Genomic DNA, 14,782 nt, shown 5'->3' on the forward strand with positions numbered 1-14,782 from the left:
CATTCATGGTTGAAGTGCTTGAATCTTACAGACCAGCAAGCAATTTCTATTTCAATGCGTTATTTCAAAAACCTAATAACAAAATTTATTTTGATGATGCAGAAGTGGCCCGGCCTAATGGCGCTGTTGGCTTTTTGCAGTGGTATAGCGAGCTTTATTTTAGTTGAACGTAAAGAGTCGTTTTCACAGATCATCGCTCTGCTTTTACTCACCAGTTGGCTGTGGCTTATTATTGATAACTGGCTTCGCGACCAAGTGGAGCAACGTTTTGGTATTGTGTTGTCACCCAACTTTATGCGCTTTGCCCTACAAATGGTGCAACAGGAAAGCCTATTCTTCGCACTGCCTTTTTTCTTGGCTGCCACGACATGGAATCATCCACAGGCCGCGTTTACCTGCTTAATTGCACTCTGCGCGTTTATCTCCGTTGTGGACCCGATATATTACAAAAAGCTAGCCCGGCACAATGTGCTGTTTATGGTATTCCACAATTTTGCTTTGTTTGTTGTGATTTCAGTTACGCTACCTATTTTGCTTCACCTGACAACCGACCAAAGTATACAAATAGCGCTAGTCACCGCCATTATTCTTACCCTACCGAGTCTTGGTAATGTCATGCCACATGCAAGATGGTGGCGTTTTCCCTTATTGGCTCTGCTGCTAAGTGCACTTAGCGCTGGTTTGTGGCAGTTACGTAGCTGGGTTCCCCCGGCGGCCTTACGACTCACCGACATTACGCTGGCTTATGAAGTTGATAGGCAGCAACGAAAGCCAATGAACAGTATCCAGCACCTCGATACCCATTCGCTTCACGAACAAGGCTTGTATAGTTGGAGCGCGGTAAAAGCACCACGGGGACTAAACGAAAAGATCTTTCACGTGTGGGTACACAACAAGCAAGTGGTTGACCGAATCCCCTTAAATATTAGCGGTGGACGCGAGGAAGGCTATCGAGCTTGGAGCCATAAGAGCAACTTTCCCGCCGACTCAACAGGTAAGTGGGAGGTGCACGTTGTCACCAGTTCAGGACAACTGATTGGCCTAACAAAATTTACTGTATCTCCTTAGGAAATTTTTAAGGAATTACAATCAATTATCGAAATCTAGGCGCGGTGATAGTGTTATTATGATATGGTTAAGCGTCTCTTTTCTTATTCAAGGAAGTCTATGACTGATTTTTCCGTTTTACCGGACGAAAACTCGAAGCGATTTGTTGCTGTGCTCAATAAAAAAGTTGAACTTGGTCGACTTTTTAATGCGCTTGGCCATATGACCGCTGGGCTCATTGACCAAATTGGTAATACTGATGAGCTCTGCTTTTTACCGTATCGAGACAAAGATGGCGGCATTCACCCTTCGATTTCGCACTACCCTTTTATTGTGCTTAAAGCAGATAACAGTAATAAAATCAGAAAAGTGCGAGCAGAGCTTGTGGCTCGTAACATCCCCTTTACCGACTTTACAAATACCATGATTGTTGGCACATCCGAACAGCAAGTAAGCGCCACCGCTGAAACACCAGAGCAAGACTTAGAGTACTTTGGCATTTGCATGTTTGGCGATAGCGCGGAGCTTAAAGAATTTACAGGGAAATTCAGCTTGTTTAAATAACCTGAGGTTTATTTTTGGTATCACTTACTTTGGTTGTAGTTTAGGTTTAATTTATGAAACGATTTTCAAGTATTGCGTTGGTCATTGTTGTATTACTAGTCATCCTTAATATGAGTAATTTGCCTTGGGAGTTAAGATTTGCAGCGCCTCAGCATAATTACCTTTTCGTTATGATACTGGCCATCATCTTACCCGCTTCAGTGTTGTTGTGGTCGTTATGTCGACGCACCAAGCTGCTCAAAATGTCTGGCTTATTAGTCGCTTTGGCAGCAGCAGTGCCGAGTTTCATCGTATTCATCTTTGCCGCTGGTGATTATTCCGAGATCAAACAAAGCGGCGTTGACAACTCCTTTGCCGAACTTAATCGACTGAATGTCAATGACGATAACTATGTGCTTTACCGAACCGACCGCGGAGCCACCACTTCATATGGTTTAGTTTTACGCTTAGAGCGAGAAATCGGATTTGGTATTCATGCAGTAAAGGTCGTTCACAGCAAATACAAAGCCGCAGAAGGTCAGCTGGAGTTGCTTTCTGAGAGCCAAATAAAAATGCAGATCCAGCCTTATGATACGCAAGACCAAATGGAAGTGGTGGTGTTAGATATTTAAAATGCTTTCAAGGCCGCAGCATAAAGCACATGATAAAAGCGACAAAATCGCTGTGTAAAACAGCTCCTACCCTGTAGTGAAGTCATGCTTGTAGGAGGCGATTCACTCGCCGAGCAGTTTATGTTTTCTAACGAATTTTCGCTGAAGAAATCTCCTCATTTCACCAGCCAAAAATTCAATATAAAAACAACAAGATCGCTGTGTAAAACAGCTCCTGCTACGTAGCGTAAATAGGCTTGTAGGAGGCGATTCATTCGCCGAGCAGTTTATGTTTTCTAACGAATTTTTGATGAAAAATCCCCCTCATCTCACCAGCCAAAAATTCAATATAAAAACAACAAAGTCGCTGTGTAAAACATCTCCTACCTCAAGGTGAAACCAAGCAAAAAGCCGATACTGGCTTTTTGCTCTTCACATTTAACACTGTTAAATAATTGTCTTACGGGTTCTTAGGCGATTAAAGTTGACGTAAACCTCTTTACCACAGTCTAATTTAACTGTGAAACCCGAATACTCCTCTTTGATTTCAATGAGTTTTTCGTAATTCTCTTGGAAGTAGATTTGCGTCGGGATGGATGCGTCTTTAAAGCTGATAAACGCGCCGTATGCCCCTTCTATGCTGGTGTCGCGGCTAACTTCAATCCAATCAAGTGCACGGTTTACATAACGGTATACTGGATTTGCTTGACCAAGGCGTTTGCTGTCATAACTGCCGTCATATTTTAACTCGGTATTCCACCAAGTTTGGTATTGAATGGTATACTGCGCAGTAGTATAAGGAAAGGCAACACGTTCCTTAGCATCATCACAAGTATCATTAGCATAAAACTTACCTGCAATGGCACCTAGAGTGACATAACTAAATAGTCCAAGTAGGGCATTTTGTGCAAACAATAAAGGCGATGTGAGTGAACGCAATAGCGCCAACTTGCCTTGTTCGGTAAGACCAGACTCACGCACTAGCTTCGAGGTGATCTTGTGTGGCGCTGGGGCGTCGAAGTCTGGTGTAAATGGTTCGCCATCAAGGCTTGCGGCAAGCGTCCCTTTTAACCCCAGTTTTTTGAGATTAGCCAAAGAGTTTCGCGACCAGTCAGACATCAATGCTTCGCTATAATTCTGCTTGGTGTCCGTGCCCGTCACCTGCACTTTAGCAGTGGGAAAATACTGCTTAGCAAACCGAAGTAGCGCCTTTTCGGAGCCTTGCCAATAACCATACATGGTGCTTGGGTGCTTTAACGTTTTTTCGTAGCCAGATGACTTTTCACACTCGCTAACATCTGGGATCGCGTTGATTTTTAGGTTAGTACCAACTAAGTTCTCGGTATCCTTTCCCGTATCGTTAATCGCATCTTCCCACTGGCTGAGCAGCTGCCAAGTTGCTAAGTCTGTAGAGCCAACCGCCTCATTATTCCAGTTAATTTCAAAGCGGTGGATTTCGTCAGGTAGCTCAAAAGCTTTGACTCTAAACTCCGTCACTATTCCATAACTTAACGCCCCGCCTCCGCGTAGTGCCCATAAGAGATCTTCATTTTCAGTCTCAGATACCTCAACTCTCGAACCATCTTGCAAAATAACAGTCGCACCAACGAGTGACTCACAGCACATCCCTTTTGCTCGCGTCCACGGGCCCCAACCACCGCCTTGAATATACCCAGCTAACCCAACCGTGGCACAGGTGCCGTGCGGAATGGTTAACGGCGGAATATCCTTGTAACCAGATTCCGCAAGCTTTGGAACTAATTGATAAAAGCGATATCCAGAGCCAATATGAGCAATATAGTCATCGCCTTCTTTCTCAATGGAGAAGTCTTTTAAACCGCTTAAATCCAGTAGCACCACATCTGTGCCACTACACTCCCCTTCGTGATCATGGCCGCCAGAGCGCACCCGAATGGGTAAGTTAAACGCTATCGCCTCTTGATAGGCGCGCATTACATCATCGGTGTTATTACACATCACAATCACCGAGGGCGAAAACTGAAATCGTGTGTTAAAGATAAGCGCTTTAGCTTGATATTCTCTAAAGCGCTCCATCGAAGTATCCCCCGTTGGCAATAAAGTAAGCAACTGCTTTGCAGAAAAGCCATGCTTACTTTCTAACGCGAGTATAAATCCTTGTGTCGCGCGCCAATAGCGGTCGATACGCTTTTGTGCTTCTTCTAACTGATATTCAGGGATTGGTTTATTGGATTGTTTAGGCATTGTTGTTTCCTTGCGCTGTGCTATTTCCACATGGACAGTCGTCCACTTTGTTACCCGTAATGGCTTCGGCGAGATCTTGTATCGCCGGTGCGAGATCTTTTTTATCAATATTGACTTTAATGAGGTACGGCTTACATGGGTTTTCATGAAGCGCAGCAAAAACCCCATTTAGATCCGCGACGGTATCTACATGCAAATATTCGACAAAATACGCACTCGCTAATGATTTATAGTCCCAATGATGCAAATCATCAAATGGTGCAAACGCGCCCGCAGGAGTAAACGCACAAATATCAACAAACGACTGCTCAATTGCATACACTTGGTTACTCATTACAAACACCGCAGTATTGAGTTTATTATGGCTAATGGTAGACAGTGTTTGGCACATCATCATAAACCCACCGTCGCCTGCAACCACAACACTACGTCGATTGTCAGCCAAAGCTGTGCCGAGTGAACAACCGGTTTCATGACCTAACGACCCCCAAGCCGCGTCACTAATAAAGCGACTTTCTTCAATACCAGTTAAACGAGCCGCCATATAAAGCGAAGAGCTTTCACCTAAAATAAGGTTGAAGTCACGCACCTTTTGGCATTGGGCTAACTGCTTTTGGTATGTGCAAAAGAAGTTTTCGTAACTGATGGTATCGCAATCTCGTACGGGACTTTTCAAGTAGGGGTTTTCCGGCAACGAGCAAAGCGCATGATGCTGCATCGGGTAATGCTCAATATACACCGTTAAATCATCAATAAACTGTGCTAAATCGATACCACCAAAATGCTCGCAGTTACCAATTCTTGCTTCGCCCATATTCACGCGGATCAATTCGTTGTCTTGCGTTTTTAACATGGTCAGGTAGTCATCAGTGAATATTGCCCCCAACGCTAAAATGCAATCTCGTTTGCTAACAAAGTCAAACGTTTCAGGCCATGACGCTTCACCCGCATAGGTGCCAACAAACAGCTCCTTCCCGAGCCCTTGCGCCTCACTTAATACTGATTTGGCTAGCGTGGTCGTGGTGTACGGAATATTGAGATTACAGAGCAAGTTTTCGACTTCCCTTTGTATGCCAAGTCGCGTGATCTCTATGCCTAATAATACCAACGGCTTCTCAGCTTCTTTGAGTCGGTTGATTACTTTATCGAGTAAATTTGCCATCATCGTAGGATTAGATGCAGGTCTTGGGATCACTAAATGGCCATCTGGTTTATCACAAGCTGCGCCCCACACGTTTTGCCATGCTTCTAGATAAATAGGCCGCTTTTCACTCATGGCAAGGCGTAACGCATTGTCAATAATGTCAGGAGCAGAAGCGGGATCCGAAAGAATTTCACTGGCGACAGTGACATTTTCAAACACCTTTTTATCTGCGCTATAGTCGCCGGTAGAGTGATGAAATAACACGCCTGTTTCTTCAATATCTACACGGTTTTCAGCCGACGGACTTGCCGATATAACGACAACAGGATTACGCTCGACATAAGCGCCGGCGATGGCGTTTAATACGCTGAACGTGCCAACGCCGTATTGCACAGACACCGCGCCAATACCTCGGTATCTTGCATATCCATCCGCCGCGTAGCCTGCCCCTAGTTCGGTTACATCGCCTACAGCGTCAATACCTGGAAAGTTGTCCAGTGCGGTCATAAATTCTTGCACATAGTCACCAGGCACTTGAAACACCTTATCAAGGCCCAACTGCTTTAACCGCCACAGTAAATGGTCAGCAACCGTAAAATTAGCGGTACTCATGATTAATACCTCGATAGGCGAATTCAGTGACTTCGTCCAGGGTGTCCGAACTGGCATTTGGCTGCTGCGCTGAATGCTGACACGAGCAGCCACCTTTACGGCAATCTACTGGTAAGTAATTGTGGTGTGACTCAAGCCACTGTTCATACTGGGCTTTGTCTTTGGATAACCACTTCGGTGTTGGTAAAGCAAAGAACTCAGCCAATGTTGATTCAGCCGTATTTAACGCTCCTTCAACCCAGCCTTGTTCATAGGAGTACGCTTCGCCAACAATATAGATTTCTTCACTCGCAACAGGGTGGCGCATTCTGCACATGATCTCATCGAGACGATAATTGGCTTTCCACTCATGCCAGCCACCGCCATAAGGGTCATCCCCCCACTCTTGGTAGATTGCAGAATATGGCATTGGGAGCGCTTTTTGATTATGTAACGCTTGAATTTGGCGATGTGCCGCTTCAACCATCCCAGTGGTAATTTGATACTGGTTTTTAGGTACTATCTCATTTTCGGCATAGCCTTGTGCACCATAGGCTGGCATATAGCCTTGGTAATGCTCACCCTTTTCTAAACCTTTCCAGTAAGGGATAGTGCCAATATCATTGTAAGAAGCCATTAGCAGCGAGTTGGTATTAGGCTCACCATAGGTATGCTCTACTTTACATACCCGTTCGCCTTTTTCGTTGGTCTCGTATTCAAGGCATTCTTTTTGATCGCATTCCGTGCCCATGTAATAAGTCTGACGGATTGGTAAGTCAGTGACAGAGCGACCAGCAACAAGGCCCAAACTGCGCCACCAAGGTTGCTCGTAAGCCATAAACATCTTAATCGCTTTTTGGATAAGCACAGACGGAATGTTTTCTTTTAACCAAGGGTCGTCAAAGAACGGCGATTCAATCAGCTCAAGCGAGCGCCTTGGCATAGCCAAAATAAGCCGCTTCACTTTAACGCTGTACGCTGGAGCATCTTTATCAACCACTTTCCCACTGCTGTTCACTTGTGTTGGTTGAAAGGTGAGTTCATAACGATACTCGCCACAATGATGCAGCTCAATTTTTGCAAGTCGATGCAACATATTAACGCGCTTACAGCGGTCAAGGCAGCCCGGTGCCGCTGCAAACTCTTCACATAACTTCAGCGGTAACGCCTGAAAACCATCTTTGAGGGTCTTAAATACCGTATCATCGCTATATTCAGTGGCAGGCAACTGAGTAACCGCACTGGCATTCGCCACATTAGCATCGTAGCCCCCCGCTTCTTTCATAAAAAGGTATGCTTCGTTACTCAACACATGCTCAAGCAAGTTCCAAAAGCCAAAGCGCCAGATTTCCTTGCCAAACACTTTGACTTTCATCTGCTCTGCAAGAGACATATCGGCAAAGCCCGGACAGATGAGGTTCATGACTTTAACTTGAAGATCTTCCGGCCCATAGCCTCGCTCTGTTTCTTCAAGCTTGTATGGGATTTTGTCTGGACACTCGGCGAAATCACGATATCTAAAATATTGTCCGCGCAGGTAAAAGAGGTTGTTTTCACTGCCTGCTTCAGGAGAGCTTTCTGCATTTGAAGGGTATAACGGCAGCTTTGAGCCCATAGGGAAGTCTTTGGTTTGGAGTTTTAGCTCATCCACCAGCGTACTCACCATCACATGATCATCAGGAATAAAGCGCATGCCACCAAGCTCAGCCACGACGTTGGGTAACCCCGGAAGCGTGCGACTGTACAAACGACCACCGATACGATCGCTATACTCAAATAAGCCTATGCGATGTGTATCACCAAGCTCTTGTTGCAGACGCCATGCACTATAGACACCTGATACACCGCCACCCACAATGGCAATATCTAGTTCTTTATTCATTTTAATATGCTCCTTTAAGCTATTACTTTAAAAGCATATTTAAGGGTGGTGATTTTATCTATTACACCGAGTTACAACAGATTACAGAGACATTACAGCAACTACAAAAATAGCCAGTCTTCAATGATGAAGACTGGCTATTTAACGTTTGCTTATTCTAACCTTCGGCTACTTTAGGCTATTTTGGCAAAGCCCATCTAAAATTGGACAGTTTGCATTTTCGTCACCATTACAGTTGTCCGACAGTTGTTTCAAAGTCTCACGCATTTGCTGAAGTTCATTGATTTTATGCTCAATCTCATTCAAATGATGCTGCGCTATCGATTTGACTTCACGGCTAGTACGATCTGGGTTTTGTAACAAATCGAGCAAAGATTGGATCTGCGCAATAGGAAACCCCAGTTTTCGTGCTTGCTTTATCACACCTAGCAATTGTAATTGTTGTGAATCGTACAGCCGGTAGCCTGCTTCACTTCTTTTGCTGCACTTTAGTAGCCCGCTCGCTTCGTAATGGCGGATCATTTTTGCCGAGAGTCCTGTACGCTGCGCGGCTTCGCCGATTGTGATCAGTTTTTCCATGACGTTTACTCCTTTGGTTGCCAACGTTGCAATAACAACGCATTGCTAATGACTAGTAAACTACTGGTCGCCATCGCCGCACCTGCAAAAATAGGGCTAAGGTAACCCAGTGCTGCCAATGGAATGCCAATGACATTAAAGATAAATGCCCAAAATAGATTTTGCTTGATTTTGCGATAGGTTAATTTTGCCATCGCTAAAGCAGATGCCACTAAGCTTGGCTCGCCACGCATCAGCGTCATTGCCGATGCGCTTACCGCCACTTCCGTACCGGTTGCCATTGCGATACCCAGATCAGCCTGTGCCAGCGCAGGGGCATCATTGATCCCGTCGCCGACCATTGCCACACAGTAACCTTGCTGTTGGGCATTAGCAATATACTCAGCTTTGTGCTCTGGCAGAACTTGCGCTTTATAATCGTCCAGTTCTAGCAATTTAGCGTTGTACTGTGCACTACTTTGGCTGTCTCCAGTCAACATTGCAACTTTAATCCCTTGCTGCCTAAGCTGTTTGACCGCGGTATAGGCATGAGCTTTAAGCTCGTCAGTAAAGTAGAATAGCGCCAAAAACTCGCAGCTCAGTTCACTATTTTGGCTCACTAACCAAGATAAAGAAGCGCCGGGTATTTCTTCTGGTAGCGCAGGCAAAGTTAAGCCTAACTCTTGCATCCAAAAGCCGCTCCCCAAATAGACTGTTTGATCTTGGTATTGTGCTTTAACGCCTCTACCTGCTACCACTTTAAAGTCGCTTACAGGAAGTAATGACAATTGCTTTTCTTGTGCTTTATTGACCACCGCCTTGGCAAGCGGGTGTTCGCTGTATTGCTGTAACGATGCCGCCAGCTGTAACACATCGTCTTGATGATACGTAAAAGTGTGCATATTGCTAAGCTCAGGTTTGCCCATCGTAAGCGTGCCCGTTTTATCAAAAATCACCATATCGATGGCAGTTGCTTGCTCCAGTGCACCGGCATCCTTTACTAAGATCCCATAGCGCGCGGCAGTGCCTGTACCTGCCATAATCGCGGCAGGTGTTGCTAAACCAAGCGCACACGGGCAAGCAATAACAAGAACCGCCACCGCATTCAGAATACCTGTTGGCCAATCTCCAGTACTTAGCCCCCATGCAAAAAATGTAATGATTGCAATCACCAATACCGCTGGTACAAATATCGCACTCACTTTATCCACCAACGCTTGCACTGGTGCTTTCGCGCCTTGTGCTTGTTCTACCAAACGAATAATTTTTGCCAAAGTTGATTCCGCGCCAACACTGGTTGCATCCACTTCAAGCACGCCATCAAGATTCACCGAACCACCAGTAACTTTATCTGTTTGTGCTTTATAAACAGGCACGCTTTCACCGCTGATAAGCGCTTCATCTACCTGTGAGTGACCTTCAACTACAACGCCGTCAACCGGTATACGCTCACCAGGTTTGATCAATAGTCGTTCGCCACTTTTTACTGCCCCAGCAGGGACTTCTTGCCAACTGTTATCACGCCAGACCATAGCCGATGTTGGCCTTAAGCTTTCAAGCGCTTTAAGGGCGCTGGTTGTACGTCGCTTGGCTCGGTGTTCAAGATACTTGCCCAACAGCACCAAACTCAACACGGCACTGCTGCTTTCGAAGTATAAATGTGGAGCGCCATGCTCACCGCTGAATGTCCACCACAAATACAGCGACAGGCCATACGCCGCACTGGTGCCGATGGCCACCAGCAAATCCATATTCCCCGTTCCCGCTTTTATTGCTCCCCATCCGGCACGATAAAAACGCGCACCAAAATAAAACTGAACAGGCGTGGCCAATGCCCATTGCATCCACGCCGGGAGCATCCAGTTTTGGTTAAACAACATGGCAAACATGGGTAACACCATAGGTAAGGTGAGCGTCAGTGACGCCACTGCCGGGAACCAATCAGCGCGATAAAAGGGAATTGCTGCCACTTGTTCGCTTGACTCATCAGGGTCTGCTTGTGGCTGTACCACAGTGTAACCGGCGTCGTTAAGCTTGGCTTCGATTTCAGCGAACGGTAACTCTGCCACTAAAGTTAAGGTTAGCTTTTCAGTCGCTAAATTGACCTCGGCTTTAATTACCTGCGGTAATGTTTGCGCCGCCTTTTCCACTCGGCTCACACAAGACGCGCAAGTCATGCCTTTAACTTGATATTGCACTTCATTGGTATTGACCTTGTAGCCTGCATCTTTTACCGCACTGACCAACGCCGACACTTCCGCACTGCCCTCAACAGACACCGCTTCCAAGGCTAAGTTAACACTGGCACTGACAACGCCAGACACTTTCTCTAAGGCTTTCTCAACTCGGCCAACGCACGAGGCGCATGTCATGCCTGATACATTAAATTTTATTACCTTGTCCATTTCTATCTCCGCAAACGCGTTCATTCTCATTGTTGGACACTAACCCTTACCCCTATGGTAAGGTCAAACAAAATTGTTCATTTATCTAACAGAAGAAAAAAGAGTTTTCATAGATAAATAACCTGAGGTTTAGATAAGAAATAGATGAACTCATTGCCTTTAAGAGAAATAATGACTTCTTTCTCACCTAGCCAGTAAGTTTTAGGGATAACACGGCGAATTTACACACCAAAGGAGAAGACGACGTTATCGCTATTATTGGCGACGCAGGCTATATCAACGAAAGCTTTGCCTAACTCCCAGAACTTATCAATCCAAGTCGACCCAAACCACTTTGCATTAGTAAGGTGGTTTATCCACTCACTTCCACCTTCATTGCCACTCTCACTTATTTTATACAGCTCACGTTAATAAACACTCACAATAATTCACACTTTGACAAAGCGCAGACAATGCGGAACAATTACGCCGTTTGTATTAGATAAAACCAATACAACTGCGACTAAAGGAATAATTTAAGGACAACACAATGAGCTTTATCGGCGCCGGTGCAGGCAACGAAGCCCAGAGCGTGCAATACAATGTCGACGCGCAAACTGCCAAATTACGAACCTCAGGTTCTGCTTCTTGGCGGCACAACAATCCAGCCCTACTGCCATTAAATATTAGTGCAAAGCGAAATCAAGCGCTGGGACAGGCCTATCGTATTGCAATATTCCCCGACCGTGCTGCGGGAGAGCAAGCCTTTTTAGAAGAAATCGAAAGAGCCAAATACGGCGATTTTACCTTAGGCCAAATGGTCAATGCGTTTATTCCTGACTACATCATCGACCCGCCACAATGGGATGAACAAAACCAAACGGCTGTTCTACCGCATATTGAGCCAATAACGGGAATGGATGTTAATCTGCCAATTAGCGACCCACAAGCATTCTTAGACTTGGTAACCCTTAAACTGGGTTGGCAAGTAGGAACTGAGAGTGATGTTGCCAGAGACTTTGAAGCCGAAGCCAGACAAGCGTCTATCGTTTCAAATACCAATGTTCTCATTAACGGCAGAACCGCTGTACATAGTGGCAGCGGCGGTGTGTTAAGCACAGTAGACGTTTGTTTGACTAAGATAGGCAAAGTGGTTGTGCCTATTCCTTATGGCAACATCGCCCGCTCATCAGACGCCGCAAGCGTTGCCAGCTCAGTAAAAATTCAAGGTAACGGTGCGGCCAATATCAAGTCTAACTTTTCAAAAAGTACGGGAGACCAACCCGGTAATAAAAAAGGTATCGCTAGTCGAACATTGGGTAAAAAAGCGGAGTTTCTGCAAGGCAGCTTTGATGTTTACATCGAGGGAAAACCGGCGGTTCGGCAGGGAGATTTAATGGTATCTAATAATAAAAATACGCCCCCCGCACCTTTGAGCCAACCCGGCGGTGCCACTCCTGCAGGTCTTGATGTAGTAATCGGCGCAGAGCCATTAAGCCAAGACGGTACGAATAAGATCAATATAAAAGTGTCGGGTAGTAGCAAACCTAGCGATGAAGAGGTGAAGATAGGATGAGCCACACTTTACCAACCAAAACCAATGCTAACGGTAATTTTAGAGAACTTGTTTTTGAGGGCTATGCAAGCGACAAAGAAGTGGTCTCTTTGATGCTCAAAGACACCTCGGTTGATGGCACGAAAGAAGGCTATTATAAGGTCCCCCTTTACACTTCAAACACGGTAGACCAACAAAGCAGCGATGCCGACATTGAGCTGGTGCACATTTATCCATTTTTATACGACACGCCAGAACAGCAACTACAATCGGCCTCTCCGGTAACCAGCGGGTTTATCTATATTTATGTCGATGGCTATTTATGGCGTGAACTACAAGTTATCGAACCTGAAGACTTTGACGCTCCGGCGCTATTCTCAGATGTGAATTTGTATTGGCAAAAAGGTTTTTTAAGTTGGAAAAAGTCGGCCAATAAGCCAAACTCACGACCGCAAGGCACGCGTGCAGCAACCTGTAAGCCAATCAGCAGCATTCTCGTCCCGCATAAACTAAATGGCAACGAAGTAAGCGTAGAAATCGCATGGTCTGAAGTACAGTGGTCGTGGGAACAGATCTTGTTGTTTGGCGGTTTTAATGAACAGGATCCGCGCTTAAATACCGGCACGCCACTCGCTGACGAAGAAAGACATTGCCCCGCCCCAGAAGATGCTGCAGCGCTCAGAGCACAGCGCATGACTAAGCTGGATAACTTAGGGCAATTTGCCACAGGCTATAACGACCAAGGCAAAGTAGTTAACACCCCGACACTCCATCAAAAACTGCACCTTCCAGAACGCGATAAAATCGCCCAAGTGCCGATTTTTGACGGGATCCATGTGGCTCGAATGTATGTGGTGAAAATTCAAAATTTGGTGGTTGAAATTGAAGCGCTTATGAACCACCTCTCTGGTGTAAACAGCGACACAGGTGAAATCGACTATCAGCAACGTAATAAATACGAGCTTGCAGTTTACATGCTGCAAACTTTCTATCTGCAAACAGATGCCGTTTTAGATAAAGACATAGAAATACAGTCATCTGGTGAAAAACTAGTCGAATCGGATGAAGACGCCATCGACTTTGCCAACAAACTTAAAGAATGGCGAACAGAATGCTTAGATGAAGAGGCCTTTTTTGAGTTTTTGCAGGAAAAAACATTTCGAGAACTTGCAGAAAATATAGCGGAGCTCACTGATGAACTCATTAACTTTCTCGATCAAGAATCCTTAGCCGCTGGATTTACCGAGTGCTTTAAGGATTATGCGCATCAAACTGACTTAAGGTTTTTTGAAGCCTATGACTTACTCACCGATTTATTTTTGGTTTTGAAGCCCCATCCGGCAGCACAAATAGCCCAAATTAATAGAGACAAAGAGTTTTGGCACACGCTAAGTAGCGGCCACCGAGGACAAGACTTTATTCTGCAATGTCTAGATCAACACCCAAGCAAACCAGGAAAAGAAATTGCGCAGTTTTTATTTCCAAAACCTACGGGAAATAAGCTAAGTGAATACGAAAAGCGTGACTTTAACCGCTTTGAGCTTAAGCTTGCGAGCGCAAAAATCGAAAAGATCCATAAACAAGAGGAATTAATAGATTGGAATGAAGGAGAACAATTAGGCAGGCGGCTTTCTCAGGTGATTTTTGGTTTAGCCGTTAGCGTATTTGAGATCCCCGATATCGCCCATAAACTTTCGAGTCACGAAGGGACGTTAGGCCAACAAAAATCCGCGACTCAAGCAGCCACAAACGCGACTCAACAGCAGTATGAACAAACTCAAAAAGCACTGAAAGAGGCCGAACTTGCAAGAGATGAAGCGCTTGATGAGCTGACAAAAAAAGAAGCTGAGTATGAACAACGAAAGTCTGAACTATCGCGTTTGACTCCTGAAGAGCATCAGCTCAAAGCTGCAGAATTAGACGCAAAGATACAAGTTGAAAGAGCAAGATTACGACGACTTGAGGCCAAGTTTGCAGCAGCAAAAGCGTCGGTTACACGAGCTCAAAAACAAGTATCTACCTTCGTAAAGGTCAATAATGCCTGGCACAAATACCCTTTTGCAAAATTGATTGATGCAAAAGCGGATGTATTACAGCCACTGATGCGATTAGTAGATATCTCAACACCTGGGCACCTTGTTGAAGTCGAAATGAGGGTCTCCGATTATATAAATGGTAACTTTCCTAAAGGTTACATGCCGCTTGACCCCAAATCTCGCCAGCTTTCTGCCGAGAATTAAACCA

At 45.3% G+C, this 14,782-nt stretch carries 10 protein-coding genes; 5 read left to right on the top strand and 5 right to left on the bottom strand.

Going from position 1 to position 14,782, the window contains the following annotated elements; all coding sequences use genetic code 11:
- The first annotated feature begins 54 nt into the window (after positions 1–54).
- The 3 genes from DS891_RS08100 (at position 55) to DS891_RS08110 (ending at position 2,222) form a co-directional block, all read left to right on the top strand.
- A complete protein-coding gene (locus DS891_RS08100; RefSeq protein ID WP_010603640.1) occupies positions 55–1,068 on the top strand; it encodes a DUF5924 family protein in 1,014 nt (337 codons plus the stop codon).
- 99 nt (positions 1,069–1,167) lie between these two features.
- Positions 1,168–1,611, top strand: coding sequence for a DUF2000 domain-containing protein (locus DS891_RS08105; RefSeq protein ID WP_174169462.1), 444 nt, complete (start codon positions 1,168–1,170; stop codon positions 1,609–1,611).
- Between the two features lie 53 nt (positions 1,612–1,664).
- On the top strand, positions 1,665–2,222 hold the full coding sequence (locus tag DS891_RS08110; RefSeq protein WP_102058464.1) for a hypothetical protein: 558 nt from the start codon (positions 1,665–1,667) through the stop codon (positions 2,220–2,222).
- 426 nt (positions 2,223–2,648) lie between these two features.
- Here DS891_RS08110 and DS891_RS08115 read toward each other — a convergent pair whose 3' ends face one another.
- The 5 genes from DS891_RS08115 to DS891_RS08135 all read right to left on the bottom strand — a co-directional run bounded on the left by DS891_RS08115 (position 2,649) and on the right by DS891_RS08135 (position 11,004).
- Positions 2,649–4,424 carry an FAD-dependent oxidoreductase gene (locus DS891_RS08115; protein WP_174169463.1) on the bottom strand — a complete coding sequence of 592 codons (1,776 nt, stop codon included), beginning with the start codon at positions 4,422–4,424 and terminating at the stop codon, positions 2,649–2,651.
- A complete protein-coding gene (locus DS891_RS08120) occupies positions 4,417–6,180 on the bottom strand; it encodes a thiamine pyrophosphate-binding protein (RefSeq protein WP_174169464.1) in 1,764 nt (587 codons plus the stop codon). Before DS891_RS08120 ends, DS891_RS08115 begins: the two co-directional genes overlap by 8 nt.
- Positions 6,167–8,041 (bottom strand): FAD-dependent oxidoreductase, encoded by a 1,875-nt coding sequence (locus tag DS891_RS08125; protein WP_010603645.1) that lies wholly within the window; start codon positions 8,039–8,041, stop codon positions 6,167–6,169. The genes DS891_RS08120 and DS891_RS08125 overlap by 14 nt, the downstream gene beginning before the upstream one ends.
- Positions 8,042–8,209: 168 nt before the next feature.
- Positions 8,210–8,620 carry a Cu(I)-responsive transcriptional regulator gene (cueR, locus tag DS891_RS08130; protein WP_174169465.1) on the bottom strand — a complete coding sequence of 137 codons (411 nt, stop codon included), beginning with the start codon at positions 8,618–8,620 and terminating at the stop codon, positions 8,210–8,212.
- Between the two features lie 5 nt (positions 8,621–8,625).
- Positions 8,626–11,004 carry a heavy metal translocating P-type ATPase gene (locus DS891_RS08135; protein WP_174169466.1) on the bottom strand — a complete coding sequence of 793 codons (2,379 nt, stop codon included), beginning with the start codon at positions 11,002–11,004 and terminating at the stop codon, positions 8,626–8,628.
- 529 nt (positions 11,005–11,533) lie between these two features.
- On the opposite strand from DS891_RS08135, the gene DS891_RS08140 reads away from it, so the two are divergent.
- Complete coding sequence (locus DS891_RS08140; RefSeq protein WP_174169467.1) at positions 11,534–12,559, top strand: DUF4150 domain-containing protein; 1,026 nt, start codon at positions 11,534–11,536, stop codon at positions 12,557–12,559.
- The gene (locus DS891_RS24510) at positions 12,556–14,778 is read left to right on the top strand and encodes a hypothetical protein (protein WP_254605767.1); all 2,223 of its coding nucleotides are present in this window, start codon (positions 12,556–12,558) and stop codon (positions 14,776–14,778) included. Before DS891_RS08140 ends, DS891_RS24510 begins: the two co-directional genes overlap by 4 nt.
- The last annotated feature ends 4 nt before the right edge of the window (positions 14,779–14,782 follow it).

This window comes from Pseudoalteromonas sp. JC28 (assembly GCF_013319255.1).
Classification (GTDB): domain Bacteria; phylum Pseudomonadota; class Gammaproteobacteria; order Enterobacterales; family Alteromonadaceae; genus Pseudoalteromonas.

Excerpts from the sequence above, each read along its gene's own strand:
- DS891_RS08140 (WP_174169467.1), top strand. The coding sequence starts at position 11,534 with ATGAGCTTTATCGGCGCCGGTGCAGGCAACGAAGCCCAGAGCGTGCAA.
- DS891_RS08125 (WP_010603645.1), bottom strand. The coding sequence starts at position 8,041 with ATGAATAAAGAACTAGATATTGCCATTGTGGGTGGCGGTGTATCAGGT.
- DS891_RS08135 (WP_174169466.1), bottom strand. The coding sequence starts at position 11,004 with ATGGACAAGGTAATAAAATTTAATGTATCAGGCATGACATGCGCCTCG.
- DS891_RS08105 (WP_174169462.1), top strand. The coding sequence starts at position 1,168 with ATGACTGATTTTTCCGTTTTACCGGACGAAAACTCGAAGCGATTTGTT.
- DS891_RS08120 (WP_174169464.1), bottom strand. The coding sequence starts at position 6,180 with ATGAGTACCGCTAATTTTACGGTTGCTGACCATTTACTGTGGCGGTTA.
- DS891_RS08100 (WP_010603640.1), top strand. The coding sequence starts at position 55 with ATGCGTTATTTCAAAAACCTAATAACAAAATTTATTTTGATGATGCAG.
- DS891_RS08110 (WP_102058464.1), top strand. The coding sequence starts at position 1,665 with ATGAAACGATTTTCAAGTATTGCGTTGGTCATTGTTGTATTACTAGTC.
- DS891_RS08115 (WP_174169463.1), bottom strand. The coding sequence starts at position 4,424 with ATGCCTAAACAATCCAATAAACCAATCCCTGAATATCAGTTAGAAGAA.
- DS891_RS24510 (WP_254605767.1), top strand. The coding sequence starts at position 12,556 with ATGAGCCACACTTTACCAACCAAAACCAATGCTAACGGTAATTTTAGA.
- cueR (WP_174169465.1), bottom strand. The coding sequence starts at position 8,620 with ATGGAAAAACTGATCACAATCGGCGAAGCCGCGCAGCGTACAGGACTC.